Genomic DNA, 21,062 nt, shown 5'->3' on the forward strand with positions numbered 1-21,062 from the left:
GTCAGAGGAATTTTGGGCAACAAAAAGGCCCCCATGTCGGGAGCCTTGTTGTTCAGCGTTTCGACTTACATGTTCGGGTAAGTCGGGCCGCCGGCACCTTCCGGTGCGACCCAGGTGATGTTCTGCGCAGGGTCCTTGATGTCACAGGTCTTGCAGTGCACGCAGTTCTGGGCGTTGATCTGGAAGCGCTTCTCGCCATCTTCCTTGGTGATCACTTCGTATACGCCGGCCGGGCAGTAGCGCTGCGCCGGTTCGTCGTACAGCGGCAGGTTTTTGCTGATCGGGATGCTCGGATCGGTCAGCTTCAAGTGGCACGGCTGCTCTTCTTCGTGGTTGGTGCCGGAGATGAACACCGAGCTGAGTTTGTCGAAACTCAGTTTGCCGTCAGGTTTCGGGTAGTCGATCTTCTTGCAGTCGGCCGCGAGCTTGAGGCAGGCGTAATCCGGCTTGGTGTCGCGCAGGGTGAACGGCAGTTTGCCGCCGAAGATGTTCTGGTCCAGCCAGTTGAAACCACCGCCGATGATTGCGCCGTACTTGTGAATCGCCGCGCCGAAATTACGGCTGGCGAACAGTTCTTCGTGCAGCCAGCTGTTCTTGAACGCGTCGACGTAAGTGGTCAGTTCGACGGTGCAGTCCTGCTCGGCGAACAGCGCATCTGCTACCGATTCAGCCGCGAGCATGCCGGACTTCATCGCGGTGTGGCTGCCTTTGATCTTGGCGAAGTTCAGGGTGCCGAGGTCGCAACCGATCAGCGCGCCGCCCTTGAAGACCATTTTCGGCAGCGAGTTCAGGCCGCCCTTGGCGATGGCGCGGGCGCCGTAGCTGACGCGCTTGCCGCCTTCCAGATATTGCTTGAGCACCGGGTGATGCTTGAGGCGCTGGAACTCATCGAACGGCGACAGGTAAGTGTTGCTATAGGACAGGTCGACGATCAGACCGACTACCACCTGATTGTTTTCCAGGTGATAGAGGAACGAGCCGCCGGTGTTCTCGGTGCCCATGATGTCCAGCGGCCAGCCGGCGGTGTGCACCACCAGGCCTGGCTGATGCTTGGCCGGGTCGATTTCCCAGATTTCTTTCAGACCGATGCCGTAGTGCTGAACGTCGGCATCGCTATCGAGGTTGTAGCGCTTGATCAGTTGCTTGCCGATGTGGCCACGGCAGCCTTCGGCGAACAGCGTGTATTTGCCACGCAGTTCCATGCCCGGGGTGTACAGGCCTTCTTTCGGATGGCCTTCACGGTCGACGCCCAGATCACCGGTGATGATCCCGCGCACTACGCCGTTTTCATCGATCAACGCTTCCTGAGCGGCGAAGCCCGGGTAGATTTCTACACCGAGGTTTTCGGCCTGCTGAGCCAGCCAGCGGCACAGGTTGCCGAGGGAGATAATGTAATTGCCTTCGTTGTGCATGGTCTTGGGCACAAAGAAGTCAGGAATCTTCTGCGCACCGTCGGCGTTTTTCAGCACGAAAATGTCATCGCGTGTTACTGGCGTGTTCAGCGGCGCGCCGAGTTCTTTCCAGTCCGGGAACAATTCGTTCAGGGCGCGGGGTTCGAACACCGCGCCGGAGAGGATGTGCGCGCCGACTTCGGAGCCTTTTTCGACCACGCAGACGCTGATTTCCTTACCGGCGTCAGCGGCCTTCTGCTTCAAGCGGCAGGCGGCGGACAGACCAGCGGGGCCGGCACCGACGATGACGACGTCGAATTCCATGTATTCGCGTTCCACAGGCTATCTCCTACTCAAGGCTCAACAGTTTTTTTTCTAATATGGAGGTTTGATCTCGCATCCATATTGCCTTTACGTTAACGTCAAAGGGAATATTGGCGAATCCACCTTTCTCTCTAGGCGGCGCATTATATCTACACCACTCCCAGCGTCCAATACAAACGTTTGTTTGAATCGCCTCCAGCCCTGATAAATCAAAGAAGCGCGGCTTATGACAGGGCATTTTGGCGTATTGACCAGAATGGGCGTTCCGGTCAAGATACGGGCGGTTTTGCGCTCGCCGTAGGCAGACTGGCGGTTTCAAGAGCACCTCTAAAGACAGGGCACAGGCAGTAGACGGTGATGCGCAGCGCAAGTCCGGCGCGCAGTTTACACAGCGTGAGAATGAATGACCCGACAGTCACCCCTGACGAACGGTCACCTCCCTTCGCGAAGTGAATCACCTCACATTCAAGCCGGCGTTTTTAGAGGTGCCCTTGTCGCCCGATGAGCATCATCCGCCAGGTTCGCCTAGGCGACTTTCTTTTCACCGGAGAGTAACGAGGAATCCATGAAGGTTCTTGTAGCTGTCAAACGCGTTGTGGATTACAACGTCAAGGTCCGCGTCAAGGCGGACAATTCCGGCGTCGACCTCGCCAACGTCAAGATGTCGATGAACCCATTCTGCGAAATCGCCGTGGAAGAAGCCGTACGCCTGAAAGAGAAGGGCGTTGCGACTGAAATCGTCGTCGTCTCCATCGGCCCGACCACCGCTCAGGAGCAGCTGCGTACCGCACTGGCTCTGGGTGCCGATCGCGCCATCCTCGTCGAATCCGCTGAAGACCTGACCTCGCTGGCCGTGGCCAAGCTGCTCAAGGCCGTCGTCGACAAGGAACAGCCGCAGTTGGTGATCCTTGGGAAACAGGCGATCGACAGCGACAACAACCAGACCGGCCAGATGCTCGCGGCACTGAGCGGCTACGGTCAGGGCACCTTCGCTTCGAAAGTCGAAGTCTCCGGCGACAGCGTTGCCGTGACCCGCGAAATCGACGGCGGCGCGCAGACCGTTTCGCTGAAACTGCCAGCCATCGTCACCACCGACCTGCGTTTGAACGAGCCGCGCTACGCGTCCCTGCCAAACATCATGAAAGCCAAGAAGAAGCCTCTCGAAGTGCTGACTCCGGACGCTTTGGGCGTTTCCACCGCCTCCACCAACAAGACCCTGAAAGTCGAAGCGCCGGCTGCACGCAGCGCGGGTATCAAGGTCAAGTCGGTGGCTGAACTGGTCGAGAAACTGAAAAACGAAGCGAAGGTAATCTAATCATGACTATCTTGGTAATCGCTGAACACGACAACAAAGTGTTGGCCCCGGCCACGCTGAACACCGTGGCCGCTGCTGCCAAAATCGGCGGCGACATCCACGTTCTGGTGGCAGGTCAGGGCGCAGGCCCGGTGGCTGAAGCCGCGGCGAAAATCGCTGGCGTGAGCAAAGTCCTCAACGCTGACAACGCCGCGTACGCGCATCAGTTGCCGGAAAACATCGCGCCGCTGGTAGCCGAGCTGGGCGCTGGTTATAGCCACATCCTCGCTGCTGCCACTTCCAACGGCAAAAACATCCTGCCGCGCGTTGCTGCTGCGCTGGACGTTGACCAGATCTCCGAGATCATCTCGGTCGAAAGCGCTGACACTTTCAAGCGCCCGATCTACGCCGGTAACGCCATCGCTACCGTGCAGTCGACCGCCGCGATCAAAGTAATCACCGTGCGTGCCACCGGTTTCGATCCGGTTGCCGCTGAAGGTGGTTCGGCTGCCGTTGAAGCCGTTGGCGCTGCCCACGACGCCGGTACGTCGAGCTTCGTCAGCGAAGAGCTGGCCAAGTCCGATCGTCCTGAACTGACCGCTGCCAAGATCGTCGTTTCCGGCGGTCGCGGCATGCAGAACGGCGACAACTTCAAACACCTGTACGCGCTGGCCGACAAGCTCGGCGCGGCCGTCGGTGCCTCGCGCGCTGCGGTCGACGCAGGTTTCGTACCGAACGACATGCAGGTCGGTCAGACTGGCAAGATCGTTGCGCCACAGCTGTACATCGCCGTCGGTATCTCCGGCGCGATCCAGCACTTGGCCGGTATGAAAGACTCCAAGGTGATCGTTGCGATCAACAAGGACGAAGAAGCGCCGATCTTCCAGGTGGCCGACTACGGCCTCGTGGCGGATCTGTTCGAAGCAATCCCTGAGCTGGAGAAGCTGGTCTAATCCGGCGGCTTCACTTATAAAGAGCCCGGCCTGTTGGTCGGGCTTTTTTTGTCTCGGATTTGAGTGGGAGCGTTCTGCCATGGATCTGCGCTGCGGATGGTTGTTGGGATTGGCCCTGTTGCCAGGATTGGCCATGGCCGCTGGCAAGTGCGAGCGCCTGGTCGTCACCGGCAGCCCGGATGCGCCGCCGTACCTGTGGCAGGACCCGCAAAACCCCAAGCGCTTGATCGGTGCCAGTGCCGATCTGTTGCAGCAAGTGGCCAAGGATCTGGGCATCAAAGTCGACCTGCTCTACGCCGGCAAACGCTCGCAGGCGCTTGATGAAGTGCGCAGCGGACGCATGGACATGCTGGCCGATGCGCCGCTGACGGTAAATGAGCTGGAAAACCTCGACTATATCCATCCGCCACTGCTGGAAAACGACTATCTGGTGTGGACGCGCAAAGGCTCGACGCTGACCTATGCCGAGGCCAGCGACCTGAAAGGCCATGTCGGCGCGTTGTCGGAAAAGTCTCGGATGACCCAGGCATTCGGCACTTTCGCCGAACAGAATCTGACCCTGACCCGCACAGTAAACCTTACCCAGGCACTACAGAAACTGCTGTTGGGCGAAGTGGAATATGTCCTCGCCGGGCGCTACTCAGGCCTTGCCGCCGCGCAGACATTGGGCATGACCAGCGATCTGCTGGCGTTCGAGCAACCCATCGATCGTCCGGGGCTGTTCCTCGCGGTTTCGCATAACTCGGCCTGCAACGATCCGTGGTTGCGCGGACAGCTCGCCAAAAAGATGACAGAATTGCCCGCGTCCGGACTGACGGAAGCCGCGCTGCAACGCAACATCGAGCGCTGGAAGGCGCAACAGCAACAGCCGCCACAACCTGTCAGTGCCCCAAAACAGTAGGGATTCTTAGTGAGTATTCGACCTCTTTTCGCGGCTGTGGCCGTTCTGGCCCTGGCCGGGTGCGCAACCGATCCGGCACCCAGTGAACAAATGCGTTTGACCGAACAAGCCATCGTGCAGGCCAAGGCAGTCGGCGCCACCGCTGACGAAGTGCCGGAAATGCAGCTGGCCGAAACAAAATACAACCGCGCCAAAGGCAGCATGGCCGACGAGTCCTATCGCAACGCGCGCATGCGTGCCGAGCAGGCCGAACTGGATGCGCGTCTGGCCGAGGCCAAGGTGCTGACGAAAAAAAGTGAAGAACAGCTGAATGTGCTCAATACCCGCATTGTCCGCCTGCGCAAGCAGCTGCAACTGGGGGAAGCGCAATGAGCCTCAAGTCCAACGCGCTCGGCATTCTGCTTCTTGCCGGTTGCGCCAGCCTGTACGGCTGCGCCGGCCAGCACAGCGAGGCGGCACTGCAACAGGCCGGCGCTGATTTCCAGAAGGTCAAGGAAGATTCCAACGTGCTGCGCATCGCGCCGAAAGACGTGATCCGCGCCGGCGAATCCCTGGCCCGCGCCGATCGACTGTCGACCTATTGGGGCAGCGGTGCCGACGTGGTGCATTACGCCTACCTGAGCCAGCGCTACAGCGAAATCGCCCGCGAGCACACCAACCAGGCCCTCAACGAGGAGCGCGCAGCCAAACTCGAGCTTGAGCGCCAGCGTCTGCAACTGGCCCTGCGCGAATCGAAACTGCTCAGCGTGCAGCAACAAGGCAAGTGGCTGGAGGAACAGATCGTCGCGCTGGCCACCACGCAGACCGATCGCGGTCTGGTGATGACCCTCGGGGACGTGTTGTTCGACACCGGCCAGGCGGAACTGAAAAACTCGGCCAACCGCGTCGTACTGAAGATCGTCCAGTTCCTGCAACTGAATCCCAAGCGCGTTGTGCGCATCGAGGGTTACACCGACAGCACCGGTGGCAGACAGGAAAACCTCAAACTGTCTCGCGATCGTGCGCAATCGGTGGCTGACGTGCTGGTCGATCTGGGTATCGATGAAAAACGTATCCAGGTTGAAGGTTACGGTGATCAGTTCCCGGTCGACGCCAATGCCTCCGAGCGTGGACGGGCGCAGAACCGCCGCGTAGAAATCGTGTTCTCTGATGAAAAAGGCCAGCTCGGCGCCGCCCGCTAAGGGCTGCGTCTCTGGAAAGCCCGGACTGTCATGCAGTGCCGGGCTTTTTTGTGTCTGTCGATTGCCGCGCAAAACCGTACAGATGGGGCAGACACCGCACTGTACGGTCGAGTAATCTGGCAACTGTCCCAGTACACTTCTAAACTGTTCCGGTATTGTTTCAGACAAGAATAAAACGCCCGTGAAATCGAGTGCTGCGTCATGACCAATCTCTTGCTCTACCAACGTATTGCTCAGCAACTGGCCGAAGACATCCGCCGTGGTGTTTATCAACCGGGGGAGCGCGTGCCTTCGGTGCGCAAGATGAGTTCGCAGCTCAACGTCAGCCATGCGACGGTGTTGCAGGCTTACGCCAACCTTGAGGATCAGGGCCTGATCCGCGCCCGGCCACAGTCGGGTTACTACGTACACCAGACCCCGGCGCTGACCGCGCCGACGCCGGACATTGCCCGGGTCGAACGGCCGGGGCTGGTGACGCGCAGCAGCATCATTCAACAGGTATTGGTCGAATCCCGCCGCGAAGGCGTGTTTCCGCTGGGCGCTGCGGTGCCGAGTGTCGATTATCTGCCGGTGCGCGCGCTGCATCAGCAATTGGCCAAGGTCACCCGCTTCCACAGCCCTCGGGCGTTCAGCTACATGTTCAGCCCCGGCTTCGAACCGCTGCGCCGGCAAGTGGCGATCCGCATGCGTGACGCTGGCGTGGTGGTCGATCCATCGGAAGTGGTGATCACCCACGGCTGTGTCGACGCCTTGCAGATGTCGTTGCGCGTGCTGACGCGGCCGGGCGATCTGATTGCTGCCGAATCGCCGACCTATTACGGCCTGCTGCAACTGGCCGATCTGCTCGGCCTGAAAGTCATCGAAATCCCCAGCGACCCCGCCACCGGCATGAGTCTGGAAGCCTTGCAACTGGCCGCCAACCAATGGTCGATCAAGGCGCTGGTGCTGACTACGCGCCTGAGCAATCCCCTTGGCGGCACCATGCCGGAAGAGCGGCAGAAACAGTTGCTGCGCCTGGCCTCGGATTTCGACATTCAGATCGTCGAAGACGATATCTACGGCGAACTGATGTTCGAACAGGGCCGCACCAAAGCGCTGAAAGCCTACGACCGCCTGGATCGGGTGATCTACTGCTCAAGCTTCTCCAAAACCCTGTCACCGGGTGTGCGCATCGGCTGGATGATCGCCGGCAAATACCAACAGGAAATCCAGCGCCTGCAAACCTTCAGCACCCATTCGGCGTGCAGCGTTACGCAGATGGCGATTGCCGCGTATCTGGAAAACGGCGGTTATGACCGGCATTTACGCTACATCCGTCAGGAATACCGGAAGAACCTCAGCGCGTTCCAGCTGGCGGTGCAGCAGCACTTCCCCGAGGGCACGCAAATGTCCCGGCCCACGGGCGGTTTCATCCTCTGGGTGAGCTTGCCGGGGCGGGTCAACACTCAGGAATTGCATGTCCGCGCGCTGCAACAAGGCATCAGCATCGCGCCGGGGCTGATCTTCAGTAATACCGAGCAGTTCAACCACTGTATCCGCCTCAACTGCGGCATTCCGTGGAACCGCGAAGCGGAGCGGGCGCTGATGACGCTGGGTCTGTTGGCCACCCAGCTGTGTCAGGAAACCGCTGGCGGATTCTGAACGGGGAGGGCGCTGAGGCTTGTCATGTGACGCACAACAGGCGAGCATGTGGCCCTCTGCCGTTAGTTCGTTGGGTCCATGAAAGCCATTGTTCCTGCCGCGTGGGTACTGCTGGGTTTGCTGATGATCGGCCAGGCGCCGGGTGTCCTGGCGGCCGCAGCCCAGGAAAAACCGGCAGCGACCAATACCACGAACAAAGCCACCAAAACCGCGGCTCCGGCAAAAAAAGCCCAGGCGAAAAAAAACGCCACGGTGAAGAAGCGCCGCCCGGTTGCTTCGAAATCGAAACCCGCCAGCGAAGTGGCCAAGACCAAATTGCCGCCGGCAAAACTCGATCTCAGCCTGCCCAAAGATATGGTTGAAGAGTTGAAGCCACAGGGCACCGTTGAGCTGCCCAAACGCGAGGCCATCCTGCCGCAGATGTTTGGCGAGAAAGATAACGGCTTCCAGCTCAACGGCCGTTTGCTCAGCAACGAAATGCAGTTGCAACTGCGCAACGAAGCGCGACGCGATGTGGAAGGTGCGGCGCTGGATTTCGAATTCAAGCAATAGATGCTGCCCTCTGCAACGCGCAGAGCAGACGCTTCGTCGGAGACTGCCCGGTCACTTTTACTTATCGTTGAAAACCCGCTCGTAGCAATTTGAAACAGTCGTTTTAGCGGTTACTCTGTTTCCCGTCTCTTTACACATCGCCCGTCGCGAGGATCTGTTCGTCATGAAATGCCGTGAAGGCTGTGGCGCTTGCTGCATTGCCCCCTCCATCAGTTCGCCGATCCCCGGCATGCCCGATGGCAAGCCCGCCGGCGAACGTTGCGTGCAACTGTCGGTCGATAACCTGTGCAGCATTTTCGGCCGTCCGGAACGTCCGGCTGTGTGCTCGGGCTTCGCTGCGGATGTCGAGGTGTGCGGCAGCAGTTCGGAAGAAGCGATCAGATTGATCGGCTGGTGGGAGCAGATGACGGCGGCGTGATGTGTTCACCAACGGAACTTCAACAATAAGGAATAAGACTATGGGTTCGCTGCACCGTATCGCTGTGTTGTGTGGTCTGACTGCCGTACTTGCCACTTCGGTCGCTCAGGCGGAAGACTGGAAAGTGGCCAAGAACGAAGACGGCATCAAGGTTTCCCTGAGCGAAATACCCGGTTCGGACTACAAGTCCTACCAAGGCGTCGCGCTGATGAAAACCACCGTCGCCAAACTGCGCGCCTTGCAGGAAGACGTCTCCGGCGCCTGCGCGTGGATTCACGAATGCAAGAGCCAGAAACTGCTCAAGCACGAAGGCGATCTGAGCTGGACCTATTCGCAATTCAACACGCCGTGGCCGGTGACCCCGCGTGATTCGGTGCTGAAGATCACCACCGTTGAGGGCGCCGATGGCAGCCTGACCCGTAATCTTGAAGGCGTACCGACCTATCTCCCGGAAGAAAAAGGCTTCGTGCGGGTCCAGCAAGTCAAAGGCTTCTGGAAGTTCGTGCCTAAAGGCGATCAGGTTGAAGTGACTTATCAGGTGCACACCGAGCCGGGCGGTAGCGTACCGGCCATGGTCGCCAACAAGTTTGTGGTCGATGCGCCATTCAATACCCTGAAAGCGCTGAAAGAACGCGCCGAGAAATAATCAATTCGCTGTAAGCAAAACGCCCCGACCGGTTCGGGGCGTTTTGTTTTGTCTCTAAATTGTATTTCCAGATATGCGTTGCACGAAATTTTCACAAAGTCTCCAAGACAATTCGCCCGCACTTGTTGCCTGCCATAGCGCTGCCAACCCTTCGAATGAAAGTCTCGAGGAGCAGGGCAGTAATCAATGGCAATGGTGTGAACGATCGTGCAACATTTGCGCACCGCGCACGCCCCGGGGTCTGGACTGACCAATAGAGGGCCTGGCGCCGCTGTATTTTTGCAACTTCAACTTCCAATGGGTCCTAAAACGACATGGCAAACCCGGACGCCCTGAATCAGCAGCGATCTTCTGCTCGCCTGCTGCAACCGACCGTCAAATCGCATCTGGCCTACACGCTGCTGTGCGCACTGGTCATGATGGTCATGTTTTCCGCGCTGCGCCTCGCGCTGCTGGTCTACAACCGCGAGATGATCCTCGACACCCCAGCCGCGACCTTCCTTGAAGCGTTCGTCAACGGCCTGCGTTTCGACCTGCGCCTGGTGGTCTACCTGTGCATTCCGCTGGTGCTGGCGCTGTTCAGTGCCCGGGCCATGGCCGCGCGCGGTTTCTTCCGTCTGTGGCTGACCGTCGCATCGAGCATCGCGCTGTTCCTCGGCCTGATGGAAATGGACTTCTACCGCGAGTTTCACCAGCGCCTCAACGGTCTGGTGTTCCAGTACGTGAAGGAAGACCCGAAAACCGTAATGAGCATGCTCTGGTACGGTTTCCCGGTGGTGCGCTACGTGCTGGCATGGGTAATCGGCACGGTCATTCTGACCCTGGCGTTCAAAGGCGCCGACCGTGCTACCCGCCCGCGCGGACCGTTCAGCGGCGGCAGCGTCAGCTCCCGTCAGGTTGCGCCGTGGTACACCCGCTTGGCGGTGTTCGTGGTTTGCCTGCTGATCTGCGTCGTCGCCGCTCGCGGCACCCTGCGTCAGGGCCCGCCGATGCGTTGGGGTGACGTGTACACCACCGATTCCAACTTCGCCAACCAGCTCGGCCTCAACGGCACGCTGTCGCTGATCGCTGCAGCCAAGGCACGCATGGGTGAAGACCGCGACAACATCTGGAAAGCCACGCTGCCGCAGGAACAGGCGCAGCAAGTGGTGCGCGACATGCTGCTGATGCCCGACGACAAACTGGTCGATGCCGACATCGCCGCTGTTCGCCGCGACTACATGCCGCCGGCCGACAAGACCCTGCCGATCAAGAACGTCGTGGTGATCCTGATGGAAAGCATGGCCGGTCACTCGGTCGGTGCTTTGGGCGCGCCGGGCAATATCACCCCGTACCTGGACAAGCTGTCGAAGGAAGGTCTGCTGTTCGACCGTTTCTTCTCCAACGGCACCCACACCCACCAGGGCATGTTCGCGACCATGGCCTGCTTCCCCAACCTTCCAGGTTTCGAATACCTGATGCAGACCCCGGAAGGCAGCCACAAACTGTCCGGCCTGCCGCAGCTGCTCAGCGCCCGCGACTATGACGACGTCTACGTCTACAACGGCGACTTCGCCTGGGATAACCAGTCGGGCTTCTTCAGCAACCAGGGCATGACCAACTTCGTTGGCCGCAACGACTTCGTCAATCCGGTGTTCTCCGATCCGACCTGGGGCGTTTCCGACCAGGACATGTTCGATCGTGGCCTGCAGGAATTGAAGGCGCGGGAAAACGGCAAGCCGTTTTACGCATTGCTGCAAACCCTGTCCAACCACACGCCGTACGCCTTGCCCACGCCATTGCCGGTCGAGCGCGTGACTGACCGTGGCAGCCTCAACGAACACCTGACCGCCATGCGCTACTCCGATTGGGCACTCGGCCAGTTCTTCGAGAAGGCGCGCAAAGAGAAGTACTTCAACGAAACCCTGTTCGTCATCGTCGGCGACCACGGCTTCGGCAACGAGCGCCAGATCACCGAAATGGACCTGGGCCGCTTCAACGTGCCGATGCTGATGATCGCCCCGGGCATTCAGCAGAAGTTCGGAACCCGCGACCACACCGTGGGTACGCAGATCGACATCGTGCCGACCATCATGGGCCGTCTCGGTGGCGAAGTGCGTCACCAGTGCTGGGGTCGTGATCTGCTCAACCTGCCGCAGGGCGACACCGGTTTCGGTGTGATCAAGCCATCTGGCAGCGAGCAGACCACCGCCATCGTCACCGCCGATGAGATTCTGGTGCTGCCGCGTGACAAGGACATGGGCCCGAAAATCTGGAAATATCAACTTGGCGCCAACCCGCACGCCGAAGTTGTACCGGACGCGCCGCGCACTGCCGAACTCAAACTCAAACTTGAGGCGTTCCTGCAAACCGCGACCAAGAGCCTGCTCGATAATACCGCCGGTGTCATTCACGGCAAGCCGGACTGATCACTCCTTAAAGTCCACGCAATAAAAAAGAGGCCCTTGAACAAGGGCCTCTTTTTTTACAGCTTCAAATCGTCATATCTTGCCGAGTAACAACAGCACCAGCAGCACGACCAACACCACGCCGATAATGCCCGACGGGCCATAACCCCAACTTCTGGAGTGCGGGAAGACCGGCAGACCACCGATCAGCAACAGGATCAGGATGATGATTAGAATTGTGCCCATGGGTGATTTCCTTGTTCAGAGTCTGGAAGAGTCTTGATGCTCAGTGGGCAGCTGGAGAGCAACTAAATTCCAGCCGGCTTACATGTTCCGACTTGCGCCGGTGAAAAATAATTCAATGTTTTTTTAATGTATTTGGATTGCTCGGTTATTTCCTTTAAAGCAGAAAAGCAAAAGTTCGCAGCCTTCGGCAGCTCCTACAGGAGACCATCCCGAAAACGATTACGGCTGGAATCTTTTGATCCTCCATTCAGCAATTGGATGGAGCGTGGGCGGCAGTCGAACCTTCGCTACACTCGGCGCATCTCTCCCGGAACAACAAGGCTGTCCGCTATGCAAAATCGCATGATGATCACTGGTGCAGGCTCAGGCCTGGGTCGCGAAATCGCCCTGCGCTGGGCCCGTGAAGGCTGGCGGCTGGCCTTGTCCGATGTCAGTGAACCCGGCCTGCAGGAAACCCTGAAACTGGTGCGCGAGGCGGGCGGTGACGGCTTCATTCAGCGCTGTGACGTGCGCGATTACAGCCAGCTCACCGCCTTCGCCCAGGCCTGCGAAGAGAAGCTCGGCGGCATCGACATCATCGTCAACAATGCCGGCGTCGCATCGGGCGGATTCTTCAGCGAACTGTCCCTGGAAGACTGGGACTGGCAGATCGCGATCAACCTGATGGGCGTGGTCAAAGGCTGCAAGGCGTTCCTGCCGCTGCTGGAACAGAGCAAGGGCAAGATCATCAACATCGCCTCCATGGCCGCACTGATGCAAGGCCCGGCGATGAGCAACTACAACGTGGCCAAGGCCGGCGTAGTGGCGTTGTCGGAGAGTCTGCTGATCGAACTGGCGCAGCAGGAAGTGGCGGTGCATGTGGTTTGCCCGTCGTTCTTCCAGACCAACTTGCTCGATTCTTTCCGTGGCCCGACCCCGGCCATGAAAGCCCAAGTCGGCAAGTTGCTGGAAAGTTCGCCGATCAGTGCCGCCGACATCGCTGACTACATCTATCAGCAAGTCGCCGCCGGTGAGTTCATGATCCTGCCCCACGAACAAGGGCGCATGGCCTGGGCGATCAAGCAAAAGAATCCGCAACTGCTCTACAACGAGATGACTTCCATGGCCGAGAAAATGCGCGCCAAGGCCAAACAAAACAACGCTTGATCTTGTTCGATGCCCGCCGCGTCGTTAGGGTGGCCGCCATGGTCACCCTGTCGAGACGCCTCCATGCTCAATTACTTGTGGTTCTTCCTTGCAGCGCTGTTTGAAATCGCCGGCTGTTTTGCCTTCTACATGTGGCTGCGCCAGGGCAAGAGTGCGTTGTGGGTGATTCCCGCGTTGCTCAGCCTGACCCTGTTCGCGCTGTTGCTGACCCGTGTTGAAGCGGCCTACGCCGGGCGCGCCTATGCCGCGTATGGCGGGATCTACATCGTTGCTTCGATTGGCTGGCTGGCGGTGGTCGAGCGGGTGCGTCCGCTGGGCTCGGACTGGATCGGCATGGCGCTGTGCGTGGTCGGTGCCAGCATCATTCTGTTCGGGCCGCGCTTTTCCGCCGCCTGAAGCTTTTGTGCGAAGCGTCTGACAGCTGTGGGCGTGGGCAGCTGTAGGGCAAGACTGATTTGCTCGTCGTGGATTGTGAAGACGCTGTAAGCCGCGCATCTTCAGGGTTTGCCAGTCCTGAAGGATGAATCCCATGCTTGTACTCAGCCGTGTGGTCGGTGAGTTGATTTCAATCGGAGACGACATCACCCTGCGTGTTCTGTCGGTCAACGGCTCCAGCGTGCGCTTCGGCGTCGAGGCGCCGAAAAAGGTCCATGTACACCGCGCCGAGGTCTATGACCGGATCAAGCGCAAGGAGGCCGCGGCGAAGGCTGGCTGACGGTTTCAGTCGAACAGATGCTTGGGTACGTCGTGCTTGAGCATCAGCTGGCACTGTTCGCTTTCCGGGTCGAACACGATCAAAGCCTGGCCTTTGGTCAACGCCTGGCGCACGCGCAGGACGCGGGTTTCCAGCGGGGTGTCATCGCCGTTGTCGGTACCGTCGCGGGTGACGAAATCCTCGATCAGGCGGGTGAGGGTGTCGACTTCAAGCGCGTCGTGGGGAATGAGCATGGGCACCTCGGTCAAATCAATGTCGGGATGCTACGGGGATTGGGTTCTGCCTGCCAGTTCTGTATCGGTCTTGCCGGCCCATTCGCGAGCAGGCTCGCTCCCACATTTGAAAGCGATCCCCTGTGGGAGCGAGCCTGCTCGCGAAGGCGGTTATCTGTTCCGAAGGCTCAACTGTCAGAACGCTGCCCAACCAGACTGTCCACCGGCGGCACGCGGGTTTCGCTTTCCATCTGCGTGTCATGCTCGATCTGATGGCTGAAGCGATCCAGTGAAGCATTGGCCGGCGCCGCATCGCTGGCGAAGACCGGCGGGCTCAGAATGTACGCGCCGAGCAAGCGACTGAGCGCCGCCAGGCTGTCGATGTGCGTGCGTTCGTAGCCGTGGGTGGCATCGCAGCCGAAGGCGAGCAGGGCGGTGCGAATGTCGTGGCCGGCGGTGACCGCCGAGTGCGCATCGCTGAAGTAATAGCGGAACATGTCACGGCGCACCGGCAATTCGTGTTCATCGGCCAGACGCAACAGATGCCGCGACAGGTGATAGTCATACGGCCCGCCCGAATCCTGCATCGCCACGCTCACCGCGTGTTCGCTGGAATGCTGGCCGGGGGCGACCGGTGCGATGTCGATGCCGACAAACTCGCTGACGTCCCACGGCAATGCCGCCGCTGCACCGCTTCCGGTCTCTTCGGTGATGGTGAACAGCGGATGGCAATCGATGTTCAGTTCCTGGCCGCTGTCGACAATCGCCTTGAGCGCGGCGAGCAGCGCTGCGACGCCGGCCTTGTCGTCTAGGTGGCGCGCGCTGATATGCCCGCTTTCGGTGAACTCCGGCAGCGGATCGAAGGCCACCACGTCGCCGACATGTATGCCCAGCGATTCGCAATCGGCTTTGGTCGTGCAGTAGGCGTCCAGACGCAGTTCGACGTGGTCCCAACTGATCGGCATTTCATCGACCTGGGTATTGAACGCATGCCCGGACGCCATCAGCGGCAGCACGCTGCCGCGAATCACGCCGGTGTCGGTGAACAGGCTGACCCGGCTGCCCTCGGCAAAGCGGCTCGACCAGCAACCGACCGGGGCGAGGGTCAGGCGACCGTTGTCTTTCACCGCACGCACAGCAGCGCCGATGGTGTCCAGGTGCGCCGACACCGCGCGGTCAGGGCTGCTCTTTTTGCCCTTCAAGGTCGCGCGGATGGTCCCGCGCCGGGTCATTTCAAACGGAATGCCCAGCTCTTCGAGACGCTCGGCGACGTAGCGCACGATGGTGTCGGTGAACCCGGTAGGGCTGGGAATGGCGAGCATTTCCAGCAGGACTTTTTGCAGGTAAGCCAGATCCGGTTCAGGGATTTGTGTGGTGATGGTCATGGAAACTCCTGATGGGTTGAGCACTGATCGTTCCCACGCTCTGCGTGGGAATGCAGCGCGGGACGCTCTGCGTCCCTCGAATGGACGCGAAGCGTCCGATGAGGCGTTCCCACGCAGAGCGTGGGAACGATCAGGAAGGGTTCAGACAGCCGGCTGACTATGCGGAAACAACAGATCGACAAAGCGCTCCGCCGTCGGCTGCGGTTCATGGTTGGCGAGGCCGGCGCGCTCATTGGCTTCGATGAACACGTACTCGGGCTGATCCGCTGCCGGCACCATCAGATCGAGCCCGACCATCGGAATATCCAGCGCCCGCGCCGCGCGCACGGCCGCGTCGACCAGCGTTGGATGAAGAATGTCGGTCACGTCTTCCAGCGTCCCGCCGGTGTGCAGGTTGGCCGTGCGCCGCACGAACAGATGCTCGCCGGCCGGCAGGATGCTGCTGTAGTCGTAACCGGCAGCATGCAGCGTGCGTTGGGTTTCGTGGTCCAGCGGAATCTTGCTTTCGCCACTGGTGGCGGCTTGCCGGCGGCGGCTCTGTGCTTCGATCAGCGCACCGATCGAATGCTGACCATCGCCGACCACTTCGGCGGGCTTGCGAATCGCCGCCGCCACCACTTCAAAGCCGATCACCACGATGCGCAGATCAAGGCCTTCGTGGAAGCTTTCCAGCAGCACGCGACTGTCGAACTGCTTGGCGGTTTCGATAGCCTTTTGCACCTCTTCGATGGTGCGCAGATCCACCGCGACGCCGTGGCCCTGTTCGCCATCGAGAGGCTTGACCACCACCCGTTGGTGCTCATCAAGGAAGGCCAGGTTGTCGTCGGCATTGCCCGCCAGTTGCTGCGCCGGCAGTTTCAGGCCTGCGGCCTTGAGCACCTTGTGGGTCAGGCTTTTGTCCTGGCACAGGGTCATGCTGATCGCACTGGTCAGATCGCTCAGCGACTCGCGGCAGCGCACGCGACGGCCGCCATGGCTAAGGGTGAACAGCCCGGCGTCGGCGTCATCGACTTGCACGTCGATACCGCGTCGATGCGCTTCTTCGACGATGATCCGCGCGTAAGGATTGAAATTCGCCTCCGGCCCCGGGCCGAGAAACAGCGGCTGGTTGATGCCGTTCTTGCGCTTGATGGCGAAGGTCGGCAGGTTGCGGAAACCCAGTTTGGCGTAAAGGTTTTTCGCCTGACGATTGTCGTGCAGCACCGACAGATCCAGATAAGCCAGGCCGCGACTCATGAAGTGTTCGACCAAATGTCGCACCAGCACTTCGCCGACGCCCGGGCGTGAGCAATGCGGGTCGACCGCCAGGCACCAGAGGCTGCTGCCGTGTTCCGGATCGTTGAAGGCTTTTTCATGATTGAGGCCCATGACACTGCCGATCACCGCGCCGCTGTCCTCGTCTTCCGCCAGCCAGTACACCGGGCCGCCCTGATGATGCGGGGTGAGCAACTCCTGATCGATCGGCAACATGCCGCGCGCCTGGTACAAACGGTTGATGCCCTGCCAGTCGGTTTCGCTCTGCGCACGACGAATGCGGAAGCCGCGAAACACCCGCGTGGCCTGCCGGTAATCGCTGAACCACAAACGCAGGGTGTCGGATGGATCGAGAAACAGCTGCGTCGGCTCCAGGCCGAGAATCTGCTGCGGTGCGGCAACATACAGGGCGATGTCGCGCTCGCCGGGTTGCTCGTTGAGCAGCTCCTGCGCCAGCGACGCCGGGTCGGGAAAGGTGTGGCCGATCAGCAGCCGGCCCCAACCGCAATGCACGGCAATCGGGGCGCTGGCAAGCTCGCTGCCGTCTTCGGCCAGGCGCGCCTGCAAACGTTCATACGAGGGGGCCTGACCACGCAACAGGCGTTGGTTGATGGACGTGGCATGGGGTTTCATCAATCAGATTCCTTGTTCACTGAGCCACAGGTTCAGGGCTGCCAATTGCCACAGTTTCGAGCCGCGCAACGGGGTCAGCTGGCCTTGCGGATCAGTCAAAAGCTTGTCGAGCATGCTCGGGTTGAACAGGCCGCGATCCTGGCTCGGATCCAGCAGCAGCTCGCGCACCCAATTGAGTGTGTCGCCCTGCAAGTGCTTGAGACCCGGCACCGGGAAGTAGCCTTTCTTGCGGTCGATCACTTCGCTTGGAATGACCCGGCGCGCAGCTTCTTTCAGCACTTGTTTGCCGCCATCGGGCAGCTTGAATTTGCCCGGCACACGGGCCGACAGTTCGACCAGTCGATAGTCGAGAAACGGCGTACGCGCTTCCAGGCCCCAGGCCATGGTCATGTTATCGACGCGTTTGACCGGGTCATCGACCAGCATCACCGTGCTGTCCAGACGCAGCGCCTTGTCCACGGCAGCATCGGCGCCGGGCTGGGCAAAATGCTGTTTGACGAAGTCGCCCGCCGCATCATGATCGACCAGCCATTTCGGCTGAACTGTCGCCGCGTAGTCGTCGTAGCTGCGATCGAAGAACGCGTCGCGGTAGGCCGCGTATGGGTCCGCCGCGCCGTCGACCTGCGGATACCAGTGGTAACCGGCAAACAGTTCGTCTGCGCCTTGGCCGCTCTGCACCACTTTGCAGTGCTTGGCCACTTCACGGGACAACAGATAGAACGCGATGCAGTCATGGCTGACCATCGGTTCGCTCATTGCGCGGAAGGCGGCGGGCAGTTGCTCGATGATTTCTTTCTCGTCGATGCGCAACTGGTGGTGGCGGGTGCCGTAGTGCTTGGCGATCAGGTCCGAATACTGGAATTCGTCGCCGCGCTCGCCGCCGGCATCCTGGAAACCAATGGAGAAGGTCGACAGATTTTCTACGCCGACTTCGCGCAACAGGCCGACGAGCATGCTCGAATCGACACCGCCCGAAAGCAACACACCGACATCCACTGCCGCACGCTGACGGATCGCCACTGCTTCGCGGGTGCTGCCGAGGACGCGATCGACCCAGTCTTCCAGATTGAGGTTTTTCTCGTCTTCATTTGGGCCGTAGGGCAGGGTCCACCAGGTTTTCTGCTCGGTGCCGCCATCGGCTTCAACGCGCATCCAGGTGGCCGGCGGCAGTTTTTCAATACCGGCCAGCAAGGTGCGCGGCGCAGGCACCACCGCATGGAAATTCAGATAGTGATTGAGCGCCACCGGATCAAGAATCGGGTTGATATCGCCGCCCTTGAGCAATGCCGGCAATGCCGAAGCGAAGCGCAGGCGTTGGCCGGTTCGCGACAGGTACAGCGGCTTGACGCCGAGACGGTCGCGGGCGATGAACAGACGCTTGGCATCGCGCTCCCAGATGGCGAAGGCGAACATGCCGTTGAGTTTCGGCAGCAGTGCCTCGCCCCAGGCGTGATAACCCTTGAGCAGCACTTCGGTGTCGCCACCCGAATAGAAGGCATAACCCAGTGCTTCAAGCTCTGCGCGCAGTTCCGGGAAGTTGTAGATCGCACCGTTGAACGCCAGGGACAGGCCCAGTTGGCTGTCGATCATCGGCTGCGCCGAGCCGTCCGACAGGTCCATGATTTTCAGGCGTCGATGACCCAGGGCAATCGGCCCTTGGGCATGGAAGCCCCACGCGTCAGGGCCGCGAGGGGCCAGGTGATGGGTGATTCTCTCGATCGCTGCAAGGTCTGCAGGTTGTTGATCAAAACGTAACTCGCCAGCTAATCCGCACATAATCCAAAAAGGCCTTGTGTCTGCGGGGGTCAAGCGTATTTACCGCGAATCAGGTACCAATGCTGTACCGTTTTTTTGATAAATCCGGCTTTTTCATGTTCCGCGAGGTCACTCGCAAAGCTGATTCGCCCGGCATCGGTTGAAAGCAGAACCTGGGCACTGCGTCTGAGCTGCAAGGTAACGATTCCCATATCCCCGCACATCACGCATATCACGATCAGGTGTGCCTGATGTTATGCATCTGGCGATACTGAATCTTCGCCTGCCGCAGCCCCTTCAACCAGTGGCGCTTGGCCCCTGTTTCGGAACGGATGTGCAGCTCTGATCTATCACCCGAACCTTTCGGCGCGAAAACGTCATCAGAGCGCGCCGCCGTAGTAGGTCTGGCTTTTTCGAGTACCTGCAGAGCGCGATCGTTCAATAAAACTTCCCGCGACGCGTCCGTCCCCTTCGGTTGCGACCACGCGGGAGCGAAAATGGCCGTACTCCCGGACCCAGCGAACGACCGCCGTGGGGCCGTTGGATACAGCCCCGGAAATGTCATTTTGCGTTGATCGACTTCGTTGTCGGGATCGTATCTGAGGGTGGCATGTATCGGCTGAGATCTTTTTTTCTAAACAGTTTGAGAATCATCTGTTGGCAAGGCTTTTCAATGCACAGATGCAGGCCGACGGATATGCTGATGACACCTCCTAGAAATAAAGCCTGGTGAAGTATGACAAAAAACATCGATTCACCAGTATGAGGTATGTACATCGCACCAAGGAGAACATGGATCAAATACAAGGCGTACGATGCTTCGCCTAGTAGAACGATCTTTTCCCCGGAAAGGAATCGGGCTACGTGGGTTTTGTTGGAGATGACGATACTCAGTATGAGTAACGTGTACGGGACAGCGTAAGCGGCGTCCCACTTGAAAGCACTGCCGGCAACGGTCAAAGAAGTTGCCAGTGTGAATATATAAGCGATACATGCGTAAGTTAGCGCGCTCCACATGTAATTGGTTGTTCGTGTCGGTTTGAAAAAACGCTGATAATAAATCGCCGCGAGTATTCCCAGCATAAAGTCGAGAGATCTGTACGCCGGCCCTCGGTATAGCCAGCGATGCGAAGATCCTGGTTCGGTGGCCACGAGACCGGCGCGCTCAGGTGCTGAAAAGTAGATTGCAATAGCGATTTGAGCGACAACTATGAGCGTCGCGGCTATCATCAGTTTGTATCGGTCGGTGGAAATTCCAACTGCTTTAAGTGCTGGAATCAGAAACGGAAACAATAAGTACAGGAACACCTCGACGCTGATGCTCCATGACGGGCTGTTTAGCCCCATAGCGACAAACAGATCTCCACTCCATGCCTGAGTTGCGGTGAGGTACGGCGCGATTGGAATGGAGCCACCCGAATTCATCCAGGAAAAAATTATTATAAGAGCGTACAGCGGATATATCCTGGCGAATCTTGAAAGCAAGAAGCGTGGTGTTGATTGCAATGGCCGTGACTCAAATCGCTCCAGATAGTTGTACGCAATTATAAAGCCTGAGAGAACGAAGAAAAAAGTAACGCCATTAAATCCGGAAGTTTGCAGTAGTAAAATATTTTGATTTTGCGTTTTGATCGGGAAGTGAGAGAAAAAAACCATCAGGGCCGCGAAGAACCTCAGTCCGGTAAGCGCCGGTATATTTCCGCTTTTTTTGTTAGGTTGCAACATCGCAGCTGTCCATTGAGTGTATGGCCGCAATTCTACCTTAGCGCCGCTCTAAATGGACGATGTTGCATTTTAAAATGCCACTATCCAACCCTGGCAGCTGTCGACGCTCCCTGATGTCTCTGAACAGCCGGGTATACGGGTTGCGCTGAATGCCAGTACGGTTGGGGCTTGCCGTGTGATGCAGGGCTATTTTTTCCATACAAAAACACGTTTGATCTGCGCGGATTCTGCGCAGGAATTTGAACTGTTACTGGCCGTCCGGTACCGCTAGAGTCGAGGGTTCGAATCGCAATAAAGGACTAT

20 protein-coding genes are annotated in these 21,062 nt (G+C 59.2%); 13 read left to right on the forward strand and 7 right to left on the reverse strand.

Going from position 1 to position 21,062, the window contains the following annotated elements:
• Nucleotides 1-65: 65 nt before the first annotated feature.
• On the reverse strand, nt 66-1,730 hold the full coding sequence (locus AC0IXA_RS25505; RefSeq protein ID WP_471814722.1) for an electron transfer flavoprotein-ubiquinone oxidoreductase: 1,665 nt from the start codon (nt 1,728-1,730) through the stop codon (nt 66-68).
• Nucleotides 1,731-2,280: 550 nt separating this feature from the next.
• On the opposite strand from AC0IXA_RS25505, the gene AC0IXA_RS25510 reads away from it, so the two are divergent.
• From AC0IXA_RS25510 to AC0IXA_RS25555, 10 genes are all read left to right on the forward strand, one after another.
• Nucleotides 2,281-3,030 (forward strand): electron transfer flavoprotein subunit beta/FixA family protein, encoded by a 750-nt coding sequence (locus tag AC0IXA_RS25510; protein WP_007908338.1) that lies wholly within the window; start codon nt 2,281-2,283, stop codon nt 3,028-3,030.
• 2 nt (nt 3,031-3,032) lie between these two features.
• Nucleotides 3,033-3,962 (forward strand): electron transfer flavoprotein subunit alpha/FixB family protein, encoded by a 930-nt coding sequence (locus AC0IXA_RS25515; protein WP_471814723.1) that lies wholly within the window; start codon nt 3,033-3,035, stop codon nt 3,960-3,962.
• Between the two features lie 79 nt (nt 3,963-4,041).
• Entirely contained in the window at nt 4,042-4,863 is an 822-nt protein-coding gene (locus AC0IXA_RS25520) for a substrate-binding periplasmic protein (protein ID WP_471814724.1), read from the forward strand.
• A 9-nt stretch (nt 4,864-4,872) separates the two neighbouring features.
• Nucleotides 4,873-5,235, forward strand: coding sequence for a DUF4398 domain-containing protein (locus AC0IXA_RS25525; RefSeq protein WP_465919718.1), 363 nt, complete (start codon nt 4,873-4,875; stop codon nt 5,233-5,235).
• Complete coding sequence (locus AC0IXA_RS25530) at nt 5,232-6,044, forward strand: OmpA family protein (protein WP_024013894.1); 813 nt, start codon at nt 5,232-5,234, stop codon at nt 6,042-6,044. Before AC0IXA_RS25525 ends, AC0IXA_RS25530 begins: the two co-directional genes overlap by 4 nt.
• Nucleotides 6,045-6,245: 201 nt before the next feature.
• Nucleotides 6,246-7,685, forward strand: a complete 1,440-nt coding sequence (locus AC0IXA_RS25535; protein WP_024013893.1) for an aminotransferase-like domain-containing protein — start codon at nt 6,246-6,248, stop codon at nt 7,683-7,685.
• Between the two features lie 78 nt (nt 7,686-7,763).
• A complete protein-coding gene (locus AC0IXA_RS25540) occupies nt 7,764-8,237 on the forward strand; it encodes a translation initiation factor 2 (RefSeq protein WP_341639327.1) in 474 nt (157 codons plus the stop codon).
• A gap of 163 nt (nt 8,238-8,400) precedes the next feature.
• Nucleotides 8,401-8,655, forward strand: coding sequence for a YkgJ family cysteine cluster protein (locus AC0IXA_RS25545; RefSeq protein WP_016770949.1), 255 nt, complete (start codon nt 8,401-8,403; stop codon nt 8,653-8,655).
• Between the two features lie 40 nt (nt 8,656-8,695).
• Nucleotides 8,696-9,301: an START domain-containing protein gene (locus AC0IXA_RS25550; protein ID WP_016770733.1), complete on the forward strand. Its 606-nt coding sequence runs from the start codon at nt 8,696-8,698 to the stop codon at nt 9,299-9,301.
• A 314-nt stretch (nt 9,302-9,615) separates the two neighbouring features.
• Nucleotides 9,616-11,709 (forward strand): LTA synthase family protein, encoded by a 2,094-nt coding sequence (locus tag AC0IXA_RS25555; RefSeq protein ID WP_471814725.1) that lies wholly within the window; start codon nt 9,616-9,618, stop codon nt 11,707-11,709.
• A gap of 72 nt (nt 11,710-11,781) precedes the next feature.
• Here AC0IXA_RS25555 and AC0IXA_RS25560 read toward each other — a convergent pair whose 3' ends face one another.
• Complete coding sequence (locus AC0IXA_RS25560; RefSeq protein ID WP_003183939.1) at nt 11,782-11,934, reverse strand: DUF3309 family protein; 153 nt, start codon at nt 11,932-11,934, stop codon at nt 11,782-11,784.
• Nucleotides 11,935-12,264: 330 nt separating this feature from the next.
• On the opposite strand from AC0IXA_RS25560, the gene AC0IXA_RS25565 reads away from it, so the two are divergent.
• The 3 genes from AC0IXA_RS25565 to csrA all read left to right on the forward strand — a co-directional run bounded on the left by AC0IXA_RS25565 (nt 12,265) and on the right by csrA (nt 13,795).
• The gene (locus AC0IXA_RS25565) at nt 12,265-13,080 is read left to right on the forward strand and encodes an SDR family oxidoreductase (RefSeq protein WP_122880400.1); all 816 of its coding nucleotides are present in this window, start codon (nt 12,265-12,267) and stop codon (nt 13,078-13,080) included.
• A gap of 63 nt (nt 13,081-13,143) precedes the next feature.
• Nucleotides 13,144-13,476, forward strand: a complete 333-nt coding sequence (locus tag AC0IXA_RS25570) for a YnfA family protein (RefSeq protein WP_016770946.1) — start codon at nt 13,144-13,146, stop codon at nt 13,474-13,476.
• A gap of 133 nt (nt 13,477-13,609) precedes the next feature.
• Nucleotides 13,610-13,795 carry a carbon storage regulator CsrA gene (gene csrA / locus AC0IXA_RS25575; RefSeq protein WP_024013891.1) on the forward strand — a complete coding sequence of 62 codons (186 nt, stop codon included), beginning with the start codon at nt 13,610-13,612 and terminating at the stop codon, nt 13,793-13,795.
• 5 nt (nt 13,796-13,800) lie between these two features.
• Here csrA and AC0IXA_RS25580 read toward each other — a convergent pair whose 3' ends face one another.
• The 5 genes from AC0IXA_RS25580 to AC0IXA_RS25600 form a co-directional block, all read right to left on the reverse strand.
• Nucleotides 13,801-14,028, reverse strand: a complete 228-nt coding sequence (locus AC0IXA_RS25580; RefSeq protein ID WP_003172962.1) for a YheU family protein — start codon at nt 14,026-14,028, stop codon at nt 13,801-13,803.
• Between the two features lie 167 nt (nt 14,029-14,195).
• Nucleotides 14,196-15,392, reverse strand: coding sequence for an osmoprotectant NAGGN system M42 family peptidase (locus tag AC0IXA_RS25585; RefSeq protein ID WP_341639329.1), 1,197 nt, complete (start codon nt 15,390-15,392; stop codon nt 14,196-14,198).
• 141 nt (nt 15,393-15,533) lie between these two features.
• On the reverse strand, nt 15,534-17,279 hold the full coding sequence (ngg, locus tag AC0IXA_RS25590) for an N-acetylglutaminylglutamine synthetase (protein ID WP_243240963.1): 1,746 nt from the start codon (nt 17,277-17,279) through the stop codon (nt 15,534-15,536).
• A 3-nt stretch (nt 17,280-17,282) separates the two neighbouring features.
• The gene (locus AC0IXA_RS25595) at nt 17,283-19,055 is read right to left on the reverse strand and encodes an N-acetylglutaminylglutamine amidotransferase (RefSeq protein WP_471814726.1); all 1,773 of its coding nucleotides are present in this window, start codon (nt 19,053-19,055) and stop codon (nt 17,283-17,285) included.
• A gap of 540 nt (nt 19,056-19,595) precedes the next feature.
• The gene (locus AC0IXA_RS25600) at nt 19,596-20,759 is read right to left on the reverse strand and encodes an acyltransferase family protein (protein ID WP_341639332.1); all 1,164 of its coding nucleotides are present in this window, start codon (nt 20,757-20,759) and stop codon (nt 19,596-19,598) included.
• Nucleotides 20,760-21,062: the final 303 nt, after the last annotated feature.

The organism is Pseudomonas sp. AC083 (genome assembly GCF_979253165.1).

Excerpts from the sequence above, each read along its gene's own strand:
- AC0IXA_RS25560 (WP_003183939.1), bottom strand. The coding sequence starts at position 11,934 with ATGGGCACAATTCTAATCATCATCCTGATCCTGTTGCTGATCGGTGGT.
- AC0IXA_RS25585 (WP_341639329.1), bottom strand. The coding sequence starts at position 15,392 with ATGACCATCACCACACAAATCCCTGAACCGGATCTGGCTTACCTGCAA.
- csrA (WP_024013891.1), top strand. The coding sequence starts at position 13,610 with ATGCTTGTACTCAGCCGTGTGGTCGGTGAGTTGATTTCAATCGGAGAC.
- AC0IXA_RS25600 (WP_341639332.1), bottom strand. The coding sequence starts at position 20,759 with ATGTTGCAACCTAACAAAAAAAGCGGAAATATACCGGCGCTTACCGGA.
- AC0IXA_RS25565 (WP_122880400.1), top strand. The coding sequence starts at position 12,265 with ATGCAAAATCGCATGATGATCACTGGTGCAGGCTCAGGCCTGGGTCGC.
- AC0IXA_RS25510 (WP_007908338.1), top strand. The coding sequence starts at position 2,281 with ATGAAGGTTCTTGTAGCTGTCAAACGCGTTGTGGATTACAACGTCAAG.
- AC0IXA_RS25530 (WP_024013894.1), top strand. The coding sequence starts at position 5,232 with ATGAGCCTCAAGTCCAACGCGCTCGGCATTCTGCTTCTTGCCGGTTGC.
- AC0IXA_RS25550 (WP_016770733.1), top strand. The coding sequence starts at position 8,696 with ATGGGTTCGCTGCACCGTATCGCTGTGTTGTGTGGTCTGACTGCCGTA.
- AC0IXA_RS25515 (WP_471814723.1), top strand. The coding sequence starts at position 3,033 with ATGACTATCTTGGTAATCGCTGAACACGACAACAAAGTGTTGGCCCCG.
- AC0IXA_RS25545 (WP_016770949.1), top strand. The coding sequence starts at position 8,401 with ATGAAATGCCGTGAAGGCTGTGGCGCTTGCTGCATTGCCCCCTCCATC.
- ngg (WP_243240963.1), bottom strand. The coding sequence starts at position 17,279 with ATGAAACCCCATGCCACGTCCATCAACCAACGCCTGTTGCGTGGTCAG.
- AC0IXA_RS25555 (WP_471814725.1), top strand. The coding sequence starts at position 9,616 with ATGGCAAACCCGGACGCCCTGAATCAGCAGCGATCTTCTGCTCGCCTG.
- AC0IXA_RS25570 (WP_016770946.1), top strand. The coding sequence starts at position 13,144 with ATGCTCAATTACTTGTGGTTCTTCCTTGCAGCGCTGTTTGAAATCGCC.
- AC0IXA_RS25520 (WP_471814724.1), top strand. The coding sequence starts at position 4,042 with ATGGATCTGCGCTGCGGATGGTTGTTGGGATTGGCCCTGTTGCCAGGA.
- AC0IXA_RS25535 (WP_024013893.1), top strand. The coding sequence starts at position 6,246 with ATGACCAATCTCTTGCTCTACCAACGTATTGCTCAGCAACTGGCCGAA.
- AC0IXA_RS25580 (WP_003172962.1), bottom strand. The coding sequence starts at position 14,028 with ATGCTCATTCCCCACGACGCGCTTGAAGTCGACACCCTCACCCGCCTG.
- AC0IXA_RS25540 (WP_341639327.1), top strand. The coding sequence starts at position 7,764 with ATGAAAGCCATTGTTCCTGCCGCGTGGGTACTGCTGGGTTTGCTGATG.
- AC0IXA_RS25595 (WP_471814726.1), bottom strand. The coding sequence starts at position 19,055 with ATGTGCGGATTAGCTGGCGAGTTACGTTTTGATCAACAACCTGCAGAC.